This window comes from Shewanella fodinae (assembly GCF_014651955.1).
Taxonomy (GTDB): domain Bacteria; phylum Pseudomonadota; class Gammaproteobacteria; order Enterobacterales; family Shewanellaceae; genus Shewanella; species Shewanella fodinae.
The window spans coordinates 84,031-106,090 of the sequence record NZ_BMXW01000007.1; the positions used below are offsets into that span (position 1 = coordinate 84,031).

Consider the following 22,060-nt stretch of genomic DNA (forward strand, 5'->3'; position numbering starts at 1 on the left):
AATCATGAAGTATCGGCGAGTCTAGGCCAGACTCGCCGTGATTCAGGGCAATGGCCGGAAATGCAAACGCAATCTTCCACGCGTAAACGTCTACTGATCAGCATCTTGTTGATTAGCGGACTATTTATAACTCTTAGACTGACTTACTGGTACCATCTAGAGCAAGGGTTTTCCCGCGCATTACCGTTGGCTAGCCGACAACTCGAAGAAGTGATCAACTTCATCGATGGTGCCTTGATCCGCTATGAGAGTATTCCGCATGTGCTGTCAACTAACCCACTGTTGGCCAAGGCTTTACGCCACAGTGATGATCATACGGAAATTCAGCACATCAATCGCTATTTTGAAGAGATTCAACATGTCACCGAAGCCTCAGACATCTATTTACTCAACAAAAACGGTGATGCCGTTGCTGCTAGTAACTGGCAGAAACCCTATTCCTTCATTGGTCAAAACTATGCTTTTCGACCCTACTACACCGAAGCAGTAGCGGGTCGTTTAGGCAGCTACTATGCCGTGGGAACATCGTCAGATACCCGTGGTTTTTACTTTTCTTACCCTATTCAGGAAAAAGCCGAAATCCTAGGGGTTATTGTTGTGAAAGTGGATATTGCGGATATTGAAGCGCAACTCACCGGTCTGGCAAAGTCGGGCCAATATGAACTTGCTATCAGTGGTGATGATCAGGTGATCTTTGTTGCCAGCATAGAAAGTTGGCGCCTAAAATCGCTGGTACCACTGGATGACAACAGTCAGCAGATTATCTACAAAAGCCGCCGCTATGCTAACCGTATTATCAGTGCGCTCACGCTTAAACCGCCCTATGCACCATTTGAGCATTCAGAAAAAACACCGATCTATCAAATTCCCAATGACAGCGGCAAAGCACAGTATATAGATACGCGCAGCGAAATGACCAAAGCCGGCTGGAATGTCCATGTGATGACCCCCGTGAAGCCACTGTATACATCGCTGCCACCACTGTTAATGCTATCCGCTTGTCTGTACCTGCTGGCGGCGTTGGGGTTACTTTTCAGCCTCGAACGCCGCAAAAATATGCGGCGGATGCAGCAAGCCCAACAACTACTGGAACAACGAGTACAGGAGCGTACCCGCGAATTACAAGATGCCAATGACAAGTTGCAGGAAACACGGGACGAATTAGTACAAGCTGCCAAACTGACCGTTATTGGCAGTCTCTCTGCCAGTATCAACCATGAGATCAACCAACCGCTAGCGGCGCTGCGTAGCTATGCGCAAAACACGCAAACCCTGTTGACCCGCCATATGCAGGAGAAAGCGCAGGAGAATCTTGCCACCATTATCAGTCTGGCAGACAGACTGGCGGAAATTGTCGCGCAATTTAAAAGCTTTACCCGCAAGACTAAAGGACAAGACAAACTCACTGATTTGCGAGTGGCCGTCGAAGATGCCCTCACCATCGTCACCCCGGAAATTGAAAAACAGCAAGTTCAGCTACGGTTACAACTACCCAATGCCCCATTACGCTTTTTTGGTGATAAAGTACGGTTACAACAGGTACTGGTGAACCTGATAAGTAATGCGATAACGGCCATGCAGCATTCGCCAACGCGACAACTCACCATTACCATTAGTGCCGGAGAACAGCTTTGCATCCAAATCCGTGATTCCGGCCCCGGAGTAAATGAAAGTCAAATGGAAAAGATTTTTGAGCCCTATTTCACCACCTCTCAACGCCAGGGACTGGGCCTGGGGCTGTCTATCTCACGACGAATTGTTGAATCTATGAACGGCAGCATTACCGTTGCCAATGCTATCGATGGGGGAGCCGAATTCAAAATCCTGCTGCCGTTGTGCCCGGCGGAGGATAACGTATGAGTCATGACACTTATACCGTCCTTATCCTAGATGACGAGCCCCATATTGGTACTGTGCTAACCCAGTTGTTTGAATTGGAAGGTATTGCGGCCAAAGCCACCACGCAACCGCAGGAGATCTTGAAATCTCTCGATCGCAACTGGATGGGCGTGGTCATCACCGATGTCAACATGCCTGGGATGGATGGCATCAGCGTTATGCAGCAAATAAAACAGCAAGATGCTGATATTCCGGTGATTCTAATTACCGGGTTTGGTGACATTGCCATGGCAGTCAGCGCGGTAAAACAAGGCGCTTATGATTTTCTAGAAAAACCATTTAACAATGAACATATTCTGGACATCGTGCAACGCGCACTGGAAAAACGCGCACTGACGTTAGAAAATCGCAAACTGAAACAGGAGCTGCAATCACAAAGCCTACCGGGACCACGGATCCTAGGTAACAGTCCGGGGATCCGGCAGATGCGCCACGTTATTCACCAGGTATTGGACACCCCAGCGGATATTCTGGTGCATGGCGAAACCGGTACAGGGAAAGAACTGGTTGCCCGCTATTTACACGATCACAGTCCACGCAACGCTGCTAATTTTGTGGCCATCAACTGTGGTGCTATTCCAGAGACGATCATCGAAAGTGAGTTATTTGGCGCTGAAGCGGGTGCCTTTACCGGAGCAGACAAAACCCGTATCGGCAAATTCGAGTATGCCAACGGCGGCACCCTGTTCCTCGACGAAATTGAAAGCACGCCGATGTCATTACAGGTCAAATTGCTGCGAGTGTTAGAAGACCGCAAAGTAGTGCGTCTGGGTTCCAACAAAAGCATCGAATTGGACATTCGCATTATTGCTGCCACCAAAGTTGATCTTAAGGCGCTGTGTGACAAGGGCGAGTTCCGCCATGATCTGTTCTATCGGCTGAATTTGGTCACCATCGAAATTCCACCATTGAGGGATCGACGCGAAGATATCTCACTACTGTTCCTGCATTTCGCACGGGTAGCCTCCGCCAGATACCACAAAGAGGTGATCGCATTGGATACCTCGCATGTAGCCAAGCTGAGTACCTATGACTGGCCCGGCAATGTACGGGAACTGCGCAATCTGGCAGAACGTTACGTGCTGTTGGGAAGCGATGCGGCATTCGGTGCTATGAGTAGTGATGAACAACTGCACAGCGGCATGTCACTGACACAGAGAGTGGAATTTTTTGAACGCCTGTTGATTGAGGACGCGCTCAATCACAACAAGGGCTCTATCAAACATACCATGGAACAGTTGGAACTACCCCGCAAAACCCTTTATGACAAGATGCGTAAATATGGGCTTGAGCGGAAAGACTTTATTAATGATGAGCTTTAGCTAACTGCGGCGGTGCACTAAGGCTGTGTCGCTGCGCACTGCCGAGCCGCCACACCGCAACAGCAATCACCACTAGCAATAACAGGGAGCCCACAACAATCCCCTGCCAAGCACTATGATGCCAGAACATCATCAGATAGGGGCCGCCCATTGCCGCGCCAAAATAATAAAAACACAAATATAGTGATGTTGCCTTAGCTCGATGGCGGTTCGCGCGCATCGCCACAAAAGAGTTGCAACAGCTGTGAGTCACAAAAAAACCACAACTACTGAGCAAAAAGCCAATACAGATAGTGACCTGGTTTTCCAGCAACGTCAGCAAAGTCCCCGCCAGCATCAGCACTAATGACATCTTAAATAACGGCAACTGCCCGTGACGGGTTATCCACCTAGCAGTGAAGTAAGACGCGATAGTCCCGCTGGAATAACATAAAAAGATCAGCGTCGCCTGGAAACGACTCCAGTAATAAGGTTCCGCCATCAACCGTAACTGGATAAAGCTGTACTGATTCACCATCATCATAAAAGTCACACCACCGATGATGTAAGCAAGCCGCATCTGGTTGTCCTGTAAATGCCGCAGAAATCCGCGCAAATCAATACGTCCTTCCTGTCGGAACTGCCAGCGTCGTATCCGATGCTCTCGTTTTGCTGCACTGCGGGCACTGGGTAACAGCCAGTTAGTGACTGCTACCCCCAGCAAACTCACCAGTAGTAACACCCACATGGCACTTTGCCAGTCAAAGTATTGTGACAATACGCCACCCAGCAAACGGCCGACGATACCACCGAAGCTATTGGCGGTGATGTAAACCGCCGCGGCTTTCAGCATGGTCTGCGGCTGCAGTTGCTCTTTAAAATAGGCCATAGCAATAGCCGGCAACGATGCCAACAAAACGCCTTGCAGCAACCGCACCGCCACCAACCCATCAAAACTGCGGATATAGATCAATAACAAGTTGGACAAAGCTAGCGCCCACAAGCTCCAGACAATAGGTTTATGACGCCCAATACGGTCCGAAATTACGGCATAGATCAGCAGTGAAAACGCCAAGGTAAAACTGGTCACGGACAATACCAACGTCGAGCGCGCCGCCGACACCTGAAACCGTTCAGCAATCAGCGGCAGCATCCCTTGCATCATGTATAAGTTGATGTAAATGACGATGGAAGCCACACATAACGCCCAAATTAAGCGATTATCGCGGGACATGCGTGCCAGCGCGTTTTCACCCATGATGTGACACACCTCAAACTTTTATTGAATTAACATAAGACTAGCACGCCCACACACATAACAATAATAGATAAAATATATGACATCCATTGATTTTTGTTATGCTAAATCACAAGTATTCCTCTATAAAAAATGGATACCGTGGATGGATATTAAACAGCTAAAACATCTTGATGCCTTGGTGCGCTATGGCAGTTTTACCCGGGCAGCCGAAAAGCTCAGCATGGCACAACCAGCGCTCAGCCAAAGTATCAAACGCCTTGAACAATCGCTGGGGGTTACGCTGGTTGATCGCAGTCAACGCAAGCAGGATAGCGGTTTAAGGCTCACAGCAGAGGGCGAAACGCTGCACCAATATGCGGTGCTTATTCTGAAACAGGTGCAGCAGGCTGAAAGTCATATTCGCTCAATGGCACAGTTGTCCCTCGGCGAAGTACGGGTCGCTGTACCAGGCATGTTAGGCTCCTTCTACTTACCCAGCCGCCTGATGGCATTTCGCCATAAATACCCTGGACTAAAACTATCGCTCTTCGAAGGGGGAACTCGTGATGCTCTGCGCATGCTAGAACAGCAAGAAGTCGATATAGCCATTATTACCGCACAAGATCTCAAGCCAGAATTTGATTCAAAGCTACTGATCAACGAACAAATGGTGGTTGCCACATCACTAGATCATCCCCTGGCAGAGCAAACCAGTGTCACGCTCGAACAATTCTTCCAGCATGAATTGGTGATGTTCAAACGTGGTTACTATCATCGGGAGTGGATCCTGCAACAAGCGGAGGAACTGGGGCTGAACCCCAAAATTGCCTTTGAAACCAATCTTATCAATCTTATCAAACAGGTGGTTAATCAGGGCTATGCCATCACCACCGTGCTGGAAATGGTGATCACCGCCAAAGACGGTATCCTCGCGTTGCCCTTTTCACCACCTGTCTATCTGGAATTACATATTGCCTGGAAAAAACAACGTCCATTAAGTCAGGCAGATCAAGCGTTTGTTGCATTTCTGCTGGAAAACAAATAGGCCTTGGGAATCCCAAGGCCTATCCCAATAATTGATATCAACGACTACATAGGGACTTGCTTATCTGTGGCATGGTCCAGTTTTGCTCTGATGACTTGACTGTCTTGTGTCACCTGTTGGATCAGAGATAACAAATCAGCATCTGATTTCGCGGCTAGCAATACTAAGTTGTCAGCACCTTGCCAATCCAACCGCAAGCCATAACGTTCCGCAAATGAAGAAACATTCACCGATGGCTGTAGCTTAACCACCAACTTGCCAGTCAGAACAGCTAAGGGCGCGCCGCTCGCGGTTACTAGCTGCTCGCCTTTACTCAGACGAGAAGCTTTTTGGACACCTGTTTTGCTCTTCACATAGTAGTGACCGTTATAAACGCTATCCATAAATTCCGCTTTTAGGCCAGGCTTTAATGTTTTACTTCCCATCGCTGCCTCAGGTAACTTGGCTGCCAATGCCGCAGTTGAAAGCAACCCAAGTCCGATAATCATCATATTCGATATTTTCATCTCTCACTCCTTAAGAGGCTGAAGCCACTTTATGTCCGTGGAACCGAATGGACCATCCCTTCAGCACGCCTTGAGACTCGTTAGGAATATCAACGTATTGAACTGGATATAGAATAAAACTGTAATCTCCGCTATTAACGTCAATCACTTTCAGCGTCCACGTTCCTTTCGTACTCTCACCATAAAAGGCGTTGGACAGCATAGGTGTATTTTCAAATCCAGGCACATAATCAGTAGGATCGCTAGGATCCATAACACCCTGATATACCATGCCATTGTATGGTGTCATCACTACACTGCGGGTACCTGAAGGTGAAATCAACTCTACCGCCAGATCCGGCAATCGGAGATGATCTGCACTGACTTCTATCTGAACGGCCTCGATCACCATATCATCAGCAATCTCAATGCCATCAGATGCTCCCGAAACACTCGCGTCTGGAATAGATTTCTCTAAGTTTTCGTGAGACTGCCAATCAGTGATGATATAACTACCTAAATCTTGAGTATAATTTTTGGCAGCTGCTACAGCGGCACTTACGTCCACGCGGCCAAATCCGTAAAAGTTATGGAAATGGAACCCCGCAGCATTTTTTATCCAGCTCGGAATTGCATCGTACTCTACCGCCGAGTCACCAGAGCCGACAGGCACTTCGACAGGGGCGATATCAGGCTGAATTTCTGTAGCTGTTGAAGCCAAGATATAACGCACATCACGCCAGCTCAGTGAGGGATTGGCACTCATAATCATGGCAACAGCCCCTGATGTATTCGGTGCTGCAGATGAGGTTCCATTCATTTCAGAGGTATAATCACACGTTAAATTGAGCGGGTGCTGGCCGCCAGCAAAGGGGGTAGCAGGTCTATCGTCGGTAACAGTCCATCCTTTATCACAACCTGCACGGTCAGTGGTGACAATAGCAGGATCATCATCACCATATTCCCCTCCAGGGGCTGTCACAAATACGTTAGACCCAACAGAAGAATAGCTAGATAACTCACCTTTAGCATTCACCGCAGATACCACTAAATTAAATACGTTAGCATTATCGGTCGACATGTTAGCGTTATGGAAGGGCAGTCCTAAATTGGCCTTCTCATTCCCGCTGACATCAAAGTAATCGCCCGGTAACCAATAATATCCAGACCAGCTATAATAGTTATAACCGTTGCCAGCAGACTTCACAAAGATGCTGCCTTTTCCATCAGCACTATTTTGCGCAATATCGGCATATACCTCATTTTCATCTTCATCAAATGTATGAGGAAATGGCACATTGTAGCCGTAGCTTTGATTGAACACCCGAGCATAATCACTGTAAGCACTCGCGCCATGAGACTTAGCAAAATTCTCAAAGGTCTGCACACTACTTACGGCTCCGGTTGGATCTGAGTCGAGAAAGTTAAATCCAATCACTTTTGCCTCAGGAGCAACCCCACGTCCACCAATGCCATTCCATCCGGCAGCAGCTATAATGCCGCTCACTGCGGTGCCATGAGCTGCGCCGTCAGAAAAAGGTGTAGGATCAACAGTTCCGGTAATCAAGTTATAGGAGCCACCGGACACAATATTAGGAGCTAGGTCTGGATGACTGATTTCCACACCATCATCGACAACAGCTACAACGACACCTTGGCCTTTGACGCCAGAGGCAATAGCATCCGCCACATTAATGTCTTCACCTGCGATACCACGATTTGCAGCAAAAGCATTTTGGCCGTTATTCTTCAGATGCCATTGATATGCATATAAAGGATCGCCGCCAGTGATATTAATGGTGAGGGTAGAAATTGACTCATACTGACCATCGCTGACTTTAAACCGCACAACTTCGGTGCCTTCCATTGCATCACTGCGATAGGTAAAAGCGCCACTGGACGGATTAGTGATGGTAAGCGTCCCTAGCTTAACGTCTGCAGGATCAACTAAAGAAAAACTAAGACCACCTTCAGCATCAGAGCCTTCTAGCTGCCCAGACAAATCCATAGATTGGGCGACATCATAGGCAACATCAGTACTTTGTGGTGGTGTATTGACGGTCTCAGGGGTTTTATTATCGCTTCCGCATCCCGCTAATATTGCAGCAGTAACGCTAAGCGCGATTAATGACTTGCGCATACTTCAGTTTCCTTCTGGTAATAAGTCACCTATGGAATAAAACATCCATGAGGTGCAATGTTGGCTTATTATTACTCCATGGTTCTTGTTATCTGTTATTGTTGGATATATTGAAAACAAGAAAGAAACATTTTTAACACAAAAAAACAAAACAGCAACACAACAAGTCAATAGCTTGCCTAAAAAACAACCTTTATAAATTGAAATTATGACGTCTATTTAACTCACTGTATAAACAATTAGCATTGATTACCGCTTAAAGAACTGAAATAAAAAAGAAAAAATATAAAATAATATATGCAGCAACAGAAACAAAAAGTTACATATTAGCCTTTTCTACATCAAGGTAAAACAGCATTCGAAAGATGACACCTCGATTGTGAGTCGCCGTTTCACATATATAACGTCCTACGATTAAGGTTCTTTATTAATACCGTAATCTCGCAGTTTATTAGCTATGGCCGTATGAGATACACCCAGTTTTTTCGCCAATTGCCGTGTGGATGGGTAGGCAGGATATAAACGCCGCAGTAAATTCGCTTCATACTGCTTCATTGCCTGTTCTAGCGTGCCTTCAAACTGCTGATCAAAATATCCTTGCCCTTCATCATAACTAGGCAACTTTAACTGCTCGACCGAGAGTTCCCCTGCCCCATCCCACATGGATACGGCGCGGAAGATGGCATTTTTAAGTTGCCGCACGTTGCCCGGCCAAGCATAAGATTGCATGAAACTGCGGCATTTTGCGGAAATCCGCCTTACCGGACATGACAACTGCGCGCAATAATGTGCTAGAAACATCTCGGCGAGCGGCAGAATATCGACTTTCCGCTCCCTCAGCGCGGGTAAATGAAACGCCAGTACATGGATACGATAGTATAGATCTTCCCGGAATTGTCCCTGTTGACAGCGGGCGGCGAGATCTTCCTGTGTTGAACAGATAATTCGGACATCAGGCCGGATATCCTCTTCCCCGCCAACCCGGCGGAAACTGCCATCTTGTAATAACCGCAGTAACTTCACCTGTGCTGCTGCCGACATTTCAGCAACTTCATCAAGAAACACAGTTCCGCCTTGTGCTTCTTCAAAGAAACCTCGCTTCATCAACTTACCGTGACTGACGTAGCCAAACAGTTCCTCTTCCACCGCACTGTCGGGAATGGCAGCGCAGTTGATGGCCACAAATGATTTTTCACGACGCATACTGGCATCATGGCAGGCTCTTGCCATCATCTCTTTGCCAGTGCCGGTTTCCCCGGTGATCAGTAGCGGCGCATCCAACTGCGCCATCCGTTCGGCCTGTTTCAAGACTTGCTGCATCCGTTCACTCACCGCCAAGACATTAGCAAAGCCCTTGTTTTGACTTTGAAGTGCATTGAACTGTTGGCCGACCCGTGCCGGACTTTTTAATGTGACCACTGCCCCGGCACGAATTTCACTTCCTTCGCCATCAGGTAGCATCACAGGCAGCATCTCTGCCAGATATTCACTATTACCGATACGCACCCTGGCAGCCTGGGGTAACAGCTGAGGTTCGCTGAGCCAACGCCCAAAATTAAATCCCTGAACCCAATGATTCAATGATTCATCCAATACTTCATGCAGCTGCATTCCTAGCATGAACTGGGCAGCATCATTGGCGATACGGATTCGGCCTTTGGCGTCTAGCGAAAATACGCCATCAGGCAATGTCTTAAGCAGCGTTTGCAACGCATAATGTTCCTGCTCAGACGGCATAAAGGCGACGGTTCTGACATCATATACCGCCTCAATTTTGCGGATCTGCGGCATCAGGGCACTTAGTACATCGAATGGCACATCAGCAAATTGCAGAAAGAAAAAGCCCTTGTTGCTGGCATCAATTGACATCAGATTGATGCCGTAGGTTTCCAGCACACTTAAAATATCCTTGGCCAAACCGACTCTGTCCTGACAACTGATTTCCAGACGCATAACGACTGCTGTCCCTTTTTATGTTTTGTATGTGCTTGTGGGATTCTGTGCATAAAAGCCATACGGCGCTCAAATGCGGATACTAAGTTAGAGGGTTCTGAACAAGGTGGCAAGTCTTCTTTACAGTGTATTGATAAATAACCGATGTATGTCTTATTTACGTGGCAGTTTTCCCTACACCGTTTTCTGTTAACAATTTTATCTCGATGCAGAGGACTGGTTAATCTCTGGTTACTCAAGTTAAAAGCCGCATAATCCCCTCGTGATTCACGTAGCATTTATCCGCTGTTTGTTTACAATGAATACCTTTCAGATGGCCTATCAAAAAAGGAAAAGGATGCCTATGAAATCAAGTATTATTCGTAAAGCAGTTATCCCTGTTGCCGGCCTGGGCACGCGTATGCTGCCGGCAACCAAAGCGATTCCTAAAGAGATGTTACCCGTGGTTGATCGGCCGTTAATTCAATATGTGGTTAACGAAGCTATCGAAGCGGGTATCAAAGAGATTGTTCTGGTAACCCATGCGAGTAAAAACTCCATTGAAAACCACTTTGACACCAGTTTTGAGTTGGAAGCCCAGCTCGAACGGCGTGTTAAACGTCAGCTGTTGAATGAAGTTCAGTCTATCTGCCCTAAAGATGTCACCATTATCAGTGTACGGCAGGCTGAAGCCAAAGGGCTTGGTCACGCCATCCTGTGCGCCAAACCAGTGGTGGGAGATAATCCCTTTGCAGTATTGCTGCCTGATGTGCTGATTGATGAAGCCAGTTGCAACCTCAAGCAGGACAATCTAGCGGCAATGGTCAAACTCTATGGCGAAACCGCCAATGGCCAGATCATGGTAGAAGGTGTGCCTGCGGATATGGTCGATCAGTATGGTATTGCCGATGTCAACGGTCAGGACATACAACCTGGGGGGTCGGTACCACTGGCAGAATTGATTGAGAAACCCGGCATTGACGAAGCGCCTTCCAATCTGGCGGTCGTTGGACGTTATGTATTACCTGCAGAAATCTGGTCGTTATTGGCCAAAACACCCAGTGGTGCCGGTGGAGAAATCCAGTTGACAGACGCCATTGCTATGTTGATGCAACAGCAGCAAGTTAATGCCTACTACATGCTGGGGAAAAGTCATGACTGCGGTAATAAACTAGGCTATATGCAGGCAATTATTGAACATGCGGTACGCCACCGTGAACTCGGTAAGGATTTTGTCTGCTATCTGAAACAATTCGTGAAGGGACTGGATTAATGAACGTGCTGGTCACCGGCGGTGCAGGTTATATTGGTAGTCACACCTTGGTAGAGCTGTTAAATGCAGGCATAAATGCCGTCGTCGTTGATAACCTCTGCAACTCCTCAGCGGAATCATTACACCGGGTGGAGCAATTAACTGGTAAAACGGTGCAGTTTTATCAAGGTGATATTCTCAACAAACCGCTGATGCAGAAGATTTTCGCCGACCATCAGTTTGATGCAGTTATCCATTTTGCCGGACTAAAGGCGGTCGGCGAATCAGTCGCCAAGCCATTGAAATATTACCAAAATAATGTCTGCGGTACGTTAGTGCTTTGTCAAGTGATGCAGGAAGCGGGAGTGCGCAATCTGGTTTTCAGTTCTTCAGCAACAGTTTATGGCGACCCCGCCAGCCTGCCAATCCGAGAAGATTTTCCCACCAGCGCCACCAACCCCTATGGGCAGTCGAAGCTGATGGTCGAAAATATTCTGGCAGATTTCCAGCGAGCGAACCCTCAATGGAACATCGCTCGCCTCCGTTACTTTAATCCAGTTGGCGCCCATGAGAGTGGCTTGATTGGTGAAGATCCCAATGACATTCCTAACAATCTGATGCCCTATATCGCCCAGGTTGCTATCGGTAAGCGCGACAAACTCAGTATATTTGGCAACGACTACCCAACAGCTGATGGTACGGGGGTCAGAGACTACATCCACGTAGCTGATCTGGCGCTAGGTCATGTCAAAGCATTGCAAAAACTGCAAACCAACCCAGGATTGGTGACTTACAATCTCGGTACCGGACAAGGTTACAGCGTACTGGATATGCTACATGCTTTCGAAAAGGCCTGTGGTAAATCGATTCCTTACCAGATAGCTCCCCGCCGCCCCGGCGATGTGGCCGCATGTTATGCCGATCCAACGTATGCCGCACAAGAACTCGGCTGGCAAGCGACCCACACATTGCAGGATATGGTGGATTCCAGCTGGCGTTGGCAGTCACTCAACCCAAATGGATACCAAAGTTAATGGTTGATCCATCGCGTCGGCGCTTATTTACCGCACATTCCGCAACGGTAACTAAGCTTCGCGCGCCATGGAGTGTCCCAGAAGCCGACTTCACGGACAATTGCAGCCGTTGTGGTAAGTGCGTTGACGCTTGTGAAACCGGGGTACTGATCAAAGGGGCTGCGGGATTTCCAGAAGTTGACTTCCAACAGGCCGAGTGCAGTTTTTGTGGTCAATGCGCCGCAGTCTGTCCAGAACCTGTCTTTAGCAGTACCGCGCTGAAACCGTGGCAACTGACAGTCACATTTCAACAATACTGCCTGACTTATCAAGGGGTTGCCTGCCAAAGCTGTAAGGACTTTTGCGATACGTCCGCCATCAGTTTTATCCCTCAGAGCGGAGGTATCGCAACGCCACAACTGGCAACAGCGCAATGCACAGGCTGTGGCGCTTGTGTGGCCGCTTGCCCGGTAAACGCTATTGCCATCGTTAGTAATGATTAACCAATAACTGTCGAGCTACCGACTTTTTCTGTCAGGTGTCAAATCTTTGTGGTTTTGCTTAACCCATTTTCCCTATACCATCAACAGCGATGTCAATCACGGTTAAAGGATTCCCGCGATGTTTGGTAAGAATAAGAAAATGGGTGAAATCACTTATATTGCTTCAGGCTGCAATATTAACGGCGAAACAGAATTCACCGGTAATGCACTGGTAGGCGGTTCATTGTTTGGAAAAGTACACTCTGAACAGCAGATTACTATCGAACCTGAAGGATTAATTCATGGCGAGCTTTGCTGCCATGAACTAAAGGTAGCAGGCGTATTTAAAGGTAAATTAAAGTGTGAGCGGCTGGTGATTACGGGCACTGGTAGCGTCGAAGGGGAAGTTGCCAGCAAGAGTATGGAAATCTTTGACGGAGGCCAATTTGTCGGGGTGAGAGTCAAGGATGAAGTAAATCTCCTACAAAAGCTTAATAACAAAAATAATACAAATAAAAACAACATATTAAGCGAAATCGAATTACAACCACAATAATCTAGAAAGGCATCTTTAGTCTTAGGTCGTATTGCATTGTCAAGCTTTTGACATAGATCACAATTTTATTACATGAATCGCTGAATTAGAAATATCGATGGGGGTTGTCACAGTTATTTTGGCAACTTATGTTTAGACTTATGTGATATTTCGTAAGTTAATTAACTTTAACTGCATTTCAGCTTTCGAGTAGATATATCTATGGCAAGCCGACTTTTAAAGCAATTGTGTGAGTTGGATATTTTCACACTAATGGTATTCAAAACCATTTACGAAACAGGACATGCAAATATCACAGCAAGGGAATTGTCAGTTTCAGCCCCCAAAATAAGCCGTTGTCTCAGTTCGCTCAGATTGGCATTTGATGATGAGTTGTTTTACCGCCGTCAACAGAAGCTGAAGGCTACACCTCTTGCCGAGAATTTGTATCGGCCTGTCTGTGATTTTATACAGTCTGTTTATCAGCTTGAGTTACAGGCCAGCAGCAGCCGTGACTGCCGCACCGACGGTTCTCTGCAGATCGCCGTAGGCTATGGTCTATTAAGCGCATTATCCAAGGTGTTTGGTCAAAAAGAGATGACGGATAAGCTTGGAAAGGTGCGGCTGTATAAATGGCAGAATGACTCTGCCGATCTGATCCATAGCGGCGAATTGGATCTGGGGATCAGCATAGAAATACCTGACAACCAAGAGTTGCAACTGACAACTGTTGGTGAATGTCGAGAAATTGGTATGGTTTGCCGTAAAGACCATCCAATATGGCAACATTCTTCCAATATCACCTTGGAAGAGATTGCGCGCTACCCTTATGTTTACATGACCATTAAAAATTTTAATGAGAAGATCGAGCCACTAGAACTCTACTGCCAGCAGGAAAATTTGCCCCCGTTGGAGATGGATTCGGTCGAAGATATTGAAGAATGGCATGCACATTTATTGACTATGAATAGCATAGGTTTGGTTCCCGCCACTGAACTCTGCCAAACCGATAGAGTTAGCGAATTGAAGTGCTGCCTGCTATCCACGAGTGAAGTAGAAAAACTTAAACGCACGTTAGCACTCCCATGCTATCAACTCATTGAAAGATCAGATGATTATCGACGATACAGTACGGAACAACGGCAACTAATTACCGATGTTGTTACGAGATTACTCAGTTTCAGAGTTCTCCCCGAAGAGCGACAATTCGGCACCTAAACTGACGCGTTTTTGCAAGGCCAGCACTCAAGGTAATTTTAGTGACTGGCCTTTGATTTACATCATATTTTTTGTCAATTTAAAAAATACATTTCACGATAACCTAAAATTGAAATTTCGAATTTCAATTTTAGAAATTTCTCTATCAAATTCTTAACCCATGATTCACAATTCGCGCATGTACTAACTTAATACCCCCTAATATGTAGGTATATTTACGCTACTGCAAATGCAGTACACATAATTTGAACAAGGGACGCAATGATGAAAAATCATAATAAGTCATTACTCGCGTTAGTCCTGTTAGGTATGCTCGGGCTTTCAGCCTGCGGCAGCGACGGGAAAGACGGCGCAAATGGTGCACCAGGTACTCCAGGGGCCCCAGGGACTCCAGGTACTGACGGTCAAAATGGGACAGACGCTGGTTCGGTTGTTTCTACCGTCTATAAAGCTGGTGATGTGACTTTCACTATCAACCCAGCAGAAAATACTCTGGCTGGCAGCGGTACGTTTACACTGAAGTTCAAGGCAGAGGCCAAGAACCAAGCTGGTCAGGAAAAACCGTTAACAGGTTTGAACAAAGTTCGCGTTTATTCTGCTACTGCCGTGACCAACACTACTGCTGATGGTCCAGCTGTGTACTGGAAAAGCAATGGTTCTTTGTACTGTACTGATACTGGTCTAAATGGCTCATCAAACGCCTGTACTCTGGTTGAAGACCCTGCTAATCCAGGCAGTTACACCGGCACATGGACCTATGACGGTGCGCCATCCATTATGGTAGCCGACGATAATCTGAATGCGCCTCACCGCATCATGATCTATGCATACAACGTGACTGATGCTGATGGTGTTGCCATCTCTGACAAAATTCTGTCTAACTTGACTTACATCCCTGCAACCGGTGAAACAGGTGTTGCCTCAGGCAAAGACACTGTCGCTGACGCAGCTTGTAAACAATGTCATGGTGAAAGCACTACCACTGGCAATATCGCCAACATTTCTGCACATCACAACTACCAGAGCGTGACAAACTGTATCCAGTGTCACAATCCTGGCAGACAGCCAAACGCAGAACAGGCCGCTGAAGGTTATGTATTTGACTTGCCAGCCATGATCCACCGTATCCATGGTGGTGCACACATCGCTGCATACTCAGGTGGTGTTCCTGCTGAGTGGGCTGAAATCAATTATCCAGCACCACTGTATGAATGCACTGTGTGTCACAGCACTGAAGAAGGCAAAACCTCTTGGGAAACACCAAATCGTGCAGCCTGTCAGGGTTGCCATACTGGTGTTAACTTTGAGACAGGTGTAGGTCACTCTGAATTCGACCTGGCTCAGGCTGATGACAGCCAGTGCGCTGCATGTCACTCTAGTGGTGCGTTAGCTCCTATTAATGCTCACAAAGTGGGTAAACGTGCTGAATACGCAAGTTTGGTCACTGTAGACTTCACCAATGCGACTGCTGCGGTATCCACTATTGATCCAACCAAGAACACCGTGACCTTGACCGTTAAAGTGTCTGTCAACGGTGCACCAGTAACTAATGGTGCTGATCTAACCGCCTATAACGCCACTACTAACCCAACTGGCAAGTTCATGAAAGACGGCCTGATCATCGGTACTGTTGCTGCTAACGGTGAAGTCACCGCTTGGTCAGATGAAGGTGGCTCAACACCTAAACTGTCAGCATTTACCTTTGGTTCTGATGGTGTAGGTACCTTGTCTGTAGACGTACCAGCAGCTATTGGTGCAGGTACACTCTATGTCGGTACTGAAGATAACTTCTGTGCTAAAGACGGCGCAGCTGTTGCCTGTGGTACTGAAGGTGTTCAGTTTGGTACTACTGATCCAGTAGGCGTAACTTCCACTGTTAAATTCTTCAACGTCGATGGCGGTACTGCAGTGACTGCACGTTTTGCAGATCCTACACGTATCACTGTTGCTGAAGCTAAGTGTGAAGCTTGCCATAGTTCTCTGGACTACGCTAAAGGCTATCGTCACGGCGTGTACACCTTTGACCAATGTATGCAGTGCCACAACAACACTCATCCAGGTTCAGGCCATGCCAATGTGTCATACCTTGATGATGATGGCACCACTTTGGTTCCAACAGGTGTAACCTTTGCTAACCGTGATCTGGTAACCGTTGCTCACCGTCTGCACAGTGGTAACTTCGCAGAAGCTGAAGGTATCGTATTGCACAAAGACGGTTCTGTGACTGGCTTCCCTGGTCTGGCAAATGACTGCTCTGTATGTCACAAAGATGGCGCTCAACTGTTTGCCGCTGATGGTGGTTTAACTTCAGGTAAACGTGCTATCGCCGTTACCGGTGGTTTCGTAACTCCAGTAGCTGAATCTTGCCGCAGCTGTCACACCAGTGCTTCTGCTCTGGCACACTTCAAGTCTAATGGTGCAACTACCTCTGATGCTCCAGACTCTACCGCTGACCTGCCAGTTGAGTCTTGCTCAACCTGTCATGCTCAAGGTAAGTCTTACGGTATCGACAAGTTCCATATCATGAAATAATGAATACGCCGGGGCCACCTGCAAGGCCCCGGATATTTTTTATGGGAGAATGCCAGTCAGTTAAGCTGACTGGCATTCTCTTTGTTAGGGTATGGTTTTACCTCATGGGTGGAGCATATTTTGTTAAATCAAGTAACAAATGCGGTCTTTACTCATAAAACACATAAGCCGTGAATAAGTTGCGTTCAGCTTTACTCCGATTCATAAGCGCTTTTTATGTGAGAGACTAACCTTTTACCTAACTTGTTCATTTTTTAGGTTAGAGTGCTCTCGTCCTGTAATTTACCCAATTCAAGAAACAATCAGTTAAGAGCAGTTTGAACAACGTACTTCCCTAAGAACACCAAGAGAAGTATCCCATTCTGCAGAAATAGTTAGCACTCATGCTCTAACCTTTCATTTTAAATGAATTCTCAAATTAGATCATAAACCTGTGATCACTGAACTCACATTATTTATGTAACTATGGCAGCATATTCAGCGAGTTACCATAGGACAGTTATTCTCCTTTTCAAAACCACAAATAAGATCTGTAAATAAGGACATACTAATGAAGAAAATCGCTGTGTTGATTGGTGTCAGTTTATTAATGACTGGCTGCGGTTCCATGAATAACGCAATGGTTGAGAAAACAAAAACTGTGGAATATTACCGCATTTTTAATATTGGAACTGCTGCCGATCGTTATGCTGTAGCTGATGCGGCAAGTAATGGATTAGGCCGTAATGTTAACTCGGCAAACGAAGCAAGACCCATCCCAAATTTTTCCGAGCCCCCAGAAAAGCCCGGGCGCTTTCAACTGACCAATCCATTTGAAGGTTCGAAATTCGCAGCCCTCATGGCTTAAGGAGGGTCAATTGGAGTCAAAATCGCTAGCTGCGATGGTGCGGTTTGGACTGCCACAGCCAATCGAACAGTTAGCGGGAGCTCAGATTTAAAATTGACGGCATGCCTATGGCAATACAAAGATGGTTATCATTTAGATATGTATGCAACATTTAGTAAATCTGAAGGCGGTTTAATGCAGCTTAGTCGTAGCTTGGCAAACGCAATGGTAGGCACGCCAGAAGAGTGGACCGAAAAGACATTTATGGATATTGTTCGTGCAATACAGAAAGAGACAGGGGCTGAAATCTCTTACTTGGAAGGTTATCCAAAATTGTCAGGCACACCATGGCTTGATGAATATGATATTTAGTCCCTATTGCCACTAAAAAGACTAGTTAGTAAAGTAAAAACATCGGTTGATGTATCGGGAATCATTCACTGGTTTCCGATTTTTTATGTATCACTGGTAAGATATCTATCGTCTTAGTATTACTTTTCTGTACGTCAGACTTGGCCTTCAGCTTCGTATAGTAATTTTGCCGTAAATCCGCTAAATCGGGTTACGAGAAGTTAAGTGACTTAATCGTTACCCCGTAACTGCTGTTGTCTATATTCCCTGAGTTGTCGCAATAATTGCTCAGGAGCCAGCGGCAGAAAATCGACCGGAATATATAAGTGAAACCCCAGATATTTATCCAGCATTAAACAGCGGCGGCCAAACATTGCTAGCAATCCACGGTAGCGATCGCCATTCACCACTAACGGTTCAAACTCCGCTGATAAGTAATGCTCTAGGCTCTGCAATTCGTCATCATTGGCCACCGCCGTTATCATTAAAGAACGCTGTTCCGCCAGTAATCCTGTTGCCAATCGTGGCGAGATGCCGTCAAGCACCGGATTAATGGCTTTGAGCTTGATACCGAGATAAGGCAATGTCAGCCAATCAATGCCACGTTGAACCCGCAGCAAATCTAGGCGTTGAATATTCTGCCACTCAACCTGCAACTGACCTCTTCGGTGGAAAAACACCAGCCCTTGAGCATCGAGCCGCAATACCACTTCCGGCTCAACCTGTTTGGCAACGCCCAAAACTAAGGCTATCGCCCCACCGAAGAAGCACATGAAGGCAATAACAAAAAGCTCACGCCATCCCACAAACAGGCAAAGCCCCACCAACAGCAAAACACTGCCAGTAAGGGTCAGCGTGAGTGCATTGCGTTTGCTTAAGGTACGGATCTCAACCGGGTCATTGTTCATGGTAAGGAAAGATTGAGCACTAAACGCCCAACATAATACGGATGCTCAGCCAAGTCATGCCTAAATATTCATGTAGCGCTTTGGCGGAACCATCCAGATTGTCAGTGCTTAAGCGCCACCAATGGTCGCGCCTAGCAAGAAAATCTGTCGGGGCGGCGACAGGCTCCATTCCCGCCATTTTAAAAATCTTCATGGCCCGCGGCATATGGGCAGCAGAAGTGACTAATACTAACTGGCGCCCGCCAACGGCATCATCGCCCTTATCGGTTGCTGACGCACCAAATGCCTGACGCAATGCTAACGCTTCCTCCACGGTATCGCGGGCATCAGACAACGCTAAGATCCGCTCAGGATTTGCCCCCATGGCCACAGCGGCATCACGCATTTGCTCAGCATGAGGCGTGCTATTCAAACCGCCAGTCCAGCCACTCACCACTAACAGACAATCATTGCTGGCCGCTTTTTTCACTTGTGCCAGCCCTTCTGTTAATCTCGCCAATGCGGTGGCCGACAGTTTATGACGCGCCTCCCCCGCTAACGCATCATCGTGTCCCGCTCCCAACACCAATACCACGCTGGCATGCTTTGGGGCTGCAGTTCTCACCGAATATTGGTGTTCCAGCGGCCATAACAACCAGTAACTGCCAAAACTGCTGCTAAGGAACAGCAACCAGGCTATGGAACACACGATTAGTCCTTTCGCCAGTCTGGGGCGTCGGCGCCAAAGCCATAAGGCCAGCAGCAATAAGAGCAAAGTCATTGGGATTGGCATAAAAAGCTGAGAAAGCATTTTTTTTATTAGAAACATGAGTTGTCGTGTTATCGGCTGTAATCGTTAGAGAGAGCACTGTACTGAACCGCCATGTTGGGTGCCAGTGAACTTATGTTAATCGGCTATAATGGCCACAGCCAAGCCGCACCGCGTACGCCAGAAGAACTGCCATGCAGATTTTTTACCACGGGCGTTTCACACTCCTTGCCCACGACATATTGCGTTAGCATCAGCGGCAACCGTTCATAAATGGCATCTACATTTGACATACCGCCGCCTAACACGATGACATCAGGATCCAAGATATTGATCATCGATGCCAGCGAGCGCGCCAGTCGGTCCAGAAAACGCTCAAATGCTGCCAAAGCCAACTCATCGCCATCAGCCACCAGCTGCATAATGTCATTGCCTGAAACGACTTTACGCTCAGCGCTTAGATTGTAATCCCGCACAAAACCCGTGCCTGAAATATAGCATTCGGTGCAGTCATAATTACCGCAAAAACACTTTGCTGAGCGGAACTCTTCAGGACGCATCCAAGGCAACGGGATATGGCCCCATTCACCCGCAATGCCGTTGCCACCGGCATGAACTTTACCATCAACCGCAATACCACCACCGACACCGGTACCAAGGATAACCCCAAAGACCAAACGTTTTCCGGCACCGGCACCATCCACCGCCTCTGAAACGGCAAAGCAGTTCGCATCATTAGCAACACGGACTTGTCGATTAAGGCGTTGCCCGAGGTCTTTATCTAGCGGATGTCCATGCAACCACACCGAGTTGCCATTTTTAACCTCACCAGTGAAAGGAGAAACTACACCTGGGATACCCACACCGACAGTTCCCTGCTGACCAAGGACATTTTCAGCCGTAGAGACCAGACTACAGATTGCATCGAGGGTGCCGGAATAATTTCTGGGCGTGGCTAAACGTTGCCGATAAAGCTCACTCCCCGTGTCATCCAGGGCCACGAGTTCTATCTTAGTGCCCCCCAAGTCAATGCCAAATCTGATCATGCTTTCTCCTGAGCTTACAATGCTGTTGCCAATAACCACACAAATAATCCAAGTGATTACTCGCAAAACGGTGACCGATTGCGGTCACTAGTGTTGCCTAACAACCAGCAAACGCTGGCGGCATGCGACAATACTTGATCTCGGGCGATATGCCAACTGCCCATGGCAACCAAATCACTAGGGACTCGCATACGCCAACACCTCAGCGCATTCAACACGCTACAAAGTCAAAGTGCAGCCGCAGCAACCACTAACGCTTAAATCTAAGCAAAGTATTCCAGTAGATCAACGACGGTGCGGTGACCACGTTCATGCAGAAAATCCAACAGCTTATTTGGGGTGTAATTCAGCAGTCGTTCCTGCGGATAGCCGGCGGCATCAATCAGTTTCAGCGCCTCACCAAATTGCCCTAAGGTAAATGCAACGTGCGAATCAGACCCCATGACCAACGGTGCATCATACTGCTTGGCTAACTTTGCAATCGACAAACAGGTCGGTTCACTGCCTTTGCGCGAAGATACAAACGAAGAGTTATTGATCTCCAACGCCACATTATGTTCGGCGGCAGCTCTGACAATCAGCTCTTGCTCAATAGGATAACGAGGATTACCAGGGTGGGTGATAATGTCGACATGACCACTTTGGATACAGGCAAGCAGGGCTTCAGTATGGTTCGCTACATCTGAAGGGGGGAATACGGGTTCATGAAAACCCGCCTGCACCAGATCGAGCTCAGCCAGATAATCGCCGTAATAATCAATATCGCCCTGTTCGTTGCAGATATTGGCTTCAATACCGCGCAAGATGGCAACATCATCGACTATACGCGGCAACACCCGCAAATTGACAAAATGCCAAAAATGCGGCGCATCAGCCATTGCAGGGCCATGATCAGTTAACGCAAACAGCCGTATACCACGCTGCTTGGCAACATTCAGGTAATCGTGCACAGTACTGTAGGCGTGAGTAGAAGCGATGGTGTGAGTGTGGGTATCAACCGCAAACATGGCAGTCCCTAGGAAATAACGTGATTAGCTCTGGCATCACTTTACCGAAAGCGGTCAAGCAACGCCAGTCACGCTAGAAGATAGTGGCGGCAGATTTATG

20 protein-coding genes are annotated in these 22,060 nt (G+C 47.3%); 11 read left to right on the top strand and 9 right to left on the bottom strand.

From position 1 onward, the window contains the following. Positions 1-60 precede the first annotated feature (60 nt). Positions 61-1,860, top strand: coding sequence for a sensor histidine kinase (locus IE064_RS08365; protein ID WP_189617513.1), 1,800 nt, complete (start codon positions 61-63; stop codon positions 1,858-1,860). Then, positions 1,857-3,221 carry a sigma-54-dependent transcriptional regulator gene (locus IE064_RS08370; RefSeq protein WP_189617438.1) on the top strand — a complete coding sequence of 455 codons (1,365 nt, stop codon included), beginning with the start codon at positions 1,857-1,859 and terminating at the stop codon, positions 3,219-3,221. The genes IE064_RS08365 and IE064_RS08370 overlap by 4 nt, the downstream gene beginning before the upstream one ends. Here IE064_RS08370 and IE064_RS08375 read toward each other — a convergent pair. Beyond that, complete coding sequence (locus IE064_RS08375) at positions 3,205-4,458, bottom strand: MFS transporter (RefSeq protein WP_189617439.1); 1,254 nt, start codon at positions 4,456-4,458, stop codon at positions 3,205-3,207. The genes IE064_RS08370 and IE064_RS08375 overlap by 17 nt on opposite strands. 145 nt (positions 4,459-4,603) lie before the next feature. Here IE064_RS08375 and IE064_RS08380 point away from each other — a divergent pair, with 145 nt between their 5' ends. Next, the gene (locus IE064_RS08380) at positions 4,604-5,485 is read left to right on the top strand and encodes a LysR family transcriptional regulator (protein WP_189617440.1); all 882 of its coding nucleotides are present in this window, start codon (positions 4,604-4,606) and stop codon (positions 5,483-5,485) included. Between the two features lie 44 nt (positions 5,486-5,529). On the opposite strand, the gene IE064_RS08385 is transcribed toward IE064_RS08380, so the two are convergent. From IE064_RS08385 to tyrR, 3 genes are all read right to left on the bottom strand, one after another. Beyond that, positions 5,530-5,991 (bottom strand): serine protease external chaperone, encoded by a 462-nt coding sequence (locus IE064_RS08385; protein WP_189617441.1) that lies wholly within the window; start codon positions 5,989-5,991, stop codon positions 5,530-5,532. 10 nt (positions 5,992-6,001) lie between these two features. Further along, positions 6,002-8,110 carry a S8 family serine peptidase gene (locus IE064_RS08390; RefSeq protein ID WP_189617442.1) on the bottom strand — a complete coding sequence of 703 codons (2,109 nt, stop codon included), beginning with the start codon at positions 8,108-8,110 and terminating at the stop codon, positions 6,002-6,004. Positions 8,111-8,524: 414 nt separating this feature from the next. After that, positions 8,525-10,063: a transcriptional regulator TyrR gene (gene tyrR, locus IE064_RS08395; protein WP_189617443.1), complete on the bottom strand. Its 1,539-nt coding sequence runs from the start codon at positions 10,061-10,063 to the stop codon at positions 8,525-8,527. Between the two features lie 343 nt (positions 10,064-10,406). On the opposite strand from tyrR, the gene galU reads away from it, so the two are divergent. From galU to IE064_RS18130, 8 genes are all read left to right on the top strand, one after another. Beyond that, positions 10,407-11,315 (top strand): UTP--glucose-1-phosphate uridylyltransferase GalU, encoded by a 909-nt coding sequence (gene galU / locus IE064_RS08400; RefSeq protein WP_133038641.1) that lies wholly within the window; start codon positions 10,407-10,409, stop codon positions 11,313-11,315. Beyond that, a complete protein-coding gene (galE, locus tag IE064_RS08405; RefSeq protein WP_189617444.1) occupies positions 11,315-12,328 on the top strand; it encodes a UDP-glucose 4-epimerase GalE in 1,014 nt (337 codons plus the stop codon). Before galU ends, galE begins: the two co-directional genes overlap by 1 nt. After that, on the top strand, positions 12,328-12,810 hold the full coding sequence (gene napF, locus IE064_RS08410) for a ferredoxin-type protein NapF (RefSeq protein ID WP_189617445.1): 483 nt from the start codon (positions 12,328-12,330) through the stop codon (positions 12,808-12,810). Before galE ends, napF begins: the two co-directional genes overlap by 1 nt. Positions 12,811-12,928: 118 nt before the next feature. After that, positions 12,929-13,345: a bactofilin family protein gene (locus IE064_RS08415; protein WP_189617446.1), complete on the top strand. Its 417-nt coding sequence runs from the start codon at positions 12,929-12,931 to the stop codon at positions 13,343-13,345. 252 nt (positions 13,346-13,597) lie between these two features. After that, positions 13,598-14,542: a LysR family transcriptional regulator gene (locus IE064_RS08420; RefSeq protein WP_189617447.1), complete on the top strand. Its 945-nt coding sequence runs from the start codon at positions 13,598-13,600 to the stop codon at positions 14,540-14,542. Between the two features lie 261 nt (positions 14,543-14,803). After that, entirely contained in the window at positions 14,804-17,074 is a 2,271-nt protein-coding gene (locus IE064_RS08425; RefSeq protein WP_189617448.1) for an OmcA/MtrC family decaheme c-type cytochrome, read from the top strand. A 550-nt stretch (positions 17,075-17,624) separates the two neighbouring features. Next, positions 17,625-17,921, top strand: a complete 297-nt coding sequence (locus IE064_RS18125) for an EexN family lipoprotein (RefSeq protein ID WP_229799919.1) — start codon at positions 17,625-17,627, stop codon at positions 17,919-17,921. Positions 17,922-18,059: 138 nt separating this feature from the next. Next, positions 18,060-18,272 carry a hypothetical protein gene (locus tag IE064_RS18130; RefSeq protein WP_229799920.1) on the top strand — a complete coding sequence of 71 codons (213 nt, stop codon included), beginning with the start codon at positions 18,060-18,062 and terminating at the stop codon, positions 18,270-18,272. A 209-nt stretch (positions 18,273-18,481) separates the two neighbouring features. Here IE064_RS18130 and IE064_RS08435 read toward each other — a convergent pair whose 3' ends face one another. The 5 genes from IE064_RS08435 to IE064_RS08450 all read right to left on the bottom strand — a co-directional run bounded on the left by IE064_RS08435 (position 18,482) and on the right by IE064_RS08450 (position 21,960). After that, the gene (locus tag IE064_RS08435) at positions 18,482-19,159 is read right to left on the bottom strand and encodes a DUF2982 domain-containing protein (protein ID WP_189617449.1); all 678 of its coding nucleotides are present in this window, start codon (positions 19,157-19,159) and stop codon (positions 18,482-18,484) included. Between the two features lie 19 nt (positions 19,160-19,178). Next, a complete protein-coding gene (locus IE064_RS08440) occupies positions 19,179-19,847 on the bottom strand; it encodes a YdcF family protein (RefSeq protein ID WP_229799921.1) in 669 nt (222 codons plus the stop codon). A gap of 206 nt (positions 19,848-20,053) precedes the next feature. After that, the gene (gene mak / locus IE064_RS08445) at positions 20,054-20,953 is read right to left on the bottom strand and encodes a fructokinase (RefSeq protein ID WP_189617451.1); all 900 of its coding nucleotides are present in this window, start codon (positions 20,951-20,953) and stop codon (positions 20,054-20,056) included. 56 nt (positions 20,954-21,009) lie between these two features. Next, on the bottom strand, positions 21,010-21,144 hold the full coding sequence (locus IE064_RS18235) for a hypothetical protein (RefSeq protein WP_268244745.1): 135 nt from the start codon (positions 21,142-21,144) through the stop codon (positions 21,010-21,012). Between the two features lie 72 nt (positions 21,145-21,216). Continuing rightward, positions 21,217-21,960, bottom strand: coding sequence for a phosphatase (locus IE064_RS08450; protein WP_189617452.1), 744 nt, complete (start codon positions 21,958-21,960; stop codon positions 21,217-21,219). Between the last annotated feature and the right edge of the window lie 100 nt (positions 21,961-22,060).

What these genes read in the sequence shown, in the direction of transcription:
- IE064_RS08390 (WP_189617442.1), bottom strand. Translation starts at nt 8,110, where the DNA reads ATGCGCAAGTCATTAATCGCGCTTAGCGTTACTGCTGCAATATTAGCG.
- IE064_RS08415 (WP_189617446.1), top strand. Translation starts at nt 12,929, where the DNA reads ATGTTTGGTAAGAATAAGAAAATGGGTGAAATCACTTATATTGCTTCA.
- mak (WP_189617451.1), bottom strand. Translation starts at nt 20,953, where the DNA reads ATGATCAGATTTGGCATTGACTTGGGGGGCACTAAGATAGAACTCGTG.
- IE064_RS08375 (WP_189617439.1), bottom strand. Translation starts at nt 4,458, where the DNA reads ATGGGTGAAAACGCGCTGGCACGCATGTCCCGCGATAATCGCTTAATT.
- IE064_RS18130 (WP_229799920.1), top strand. Translation starts at nt 18,060, where the DNA reads ATGTATGCAACATTTAGTAAATCTGAAGGCGGTTTAATGCAGCTTAGT.
- IE064_RS08370 (WP_189617438.1), top strand. Translation starts at nt 1,857, where the DNA reads ATGAGTCATGACACTTATACCGTCCTTATCCTAGATGACGAGCCCCAT.
- galU (WP_133038641.1), top strand. Translation starts at nt 10,407, where the DNA reads ATGAAATCAAGTATTATTCGTAAAGCAGTTATCCCTGTTGCCGGCCTG.
- IE064_RS08450 (WP_189617452.1), bottom strand. Translation starts at nt 21,960, where the DNA reads ATGTTTGCGGTTGATACCCACACTCACACCATCGCTTCTACTCACGCC.
- napF (WP_189617445.1), top strand. Translation starts at nt 12,328, where the DNA reads ATGGTTGATCCATCGCGTCGGCGCTTATTTACCGCACATTCCGCAACG.
- IE064_RS08435 (WP_189617449.1), bottom strand. Translation starts at nt 19,159, where the DNA reads ATGAACAATGACCCGGTTGAGATCCGTACCTTAAGCAAACGCAATGCA.
- tyrR (WP_189617443.1), bottom strand. Translation starts at nt 10,063, where the DNA reads ATGCGTCTGGAAATCAGTTGTCAGGACAGAGTCGGTTTGGCCAAGGAT.
- IE064_RS08425 (WP_189617448.1), top strand. Translation starts at nt 14,804, where the DNA reads ATGATGAAAAATCATAATAAGTCATTACTCGCGTTAGTCCTGTTAGGT.
- IE064_RS08385 (WP_189617441.1), bottom strand. Translation starts at nt 5,991, where the DNA reads ATGAAAATATCGAATATGATGATTATCGGACTTGGGTTGCTTTCAACT.
- IE064_RS08420 (WP_189617447.1), top strand. Translation starts at nt 13,598, where the DNA reads ATGGTATTCAAAACCATTTACGAAACAGGACATGCAAATATCACAGCA.
- IE064_RS18235 (WP_268244745.1), bottom strand. Translation starts at nt 21,144, where the DNA reads ATGCGAGTCCCTAGTGATTTGGTTGCCATGGGCAGTTGGCATATCGCC.
- IE064_RS08380 (WP_189617440.1), top strand. Translation starts at nt 4,604, where the DNA reads ATGGATATTAAACAGCTAAAACATCTTGATGCCTTGGTGCGCTATGGC.
- galE (WP_189617444.1), top strand. Translation starts at nt 11,315, where the DNA reads ATGAACGTGCTGGTCACCGGCGGTGCAGGTTATATTGGTAGTCACACC.
- IE064_RS18125 (WP_229799919.1), top strand. Translation starts at nt 17,625, where the DNA reads ATGAAGAAAATCGCTGTGTTGATTGGTGTCAGTTTATTAATGACTGGC.
- IE064_RS08365 (WP_189617513.1), top strand. Translation starts at nt 61, where the DNA reads ATGCAAACGCAATCTTCCACGCGTAAACGTCTACTGATCAGCATCTTG.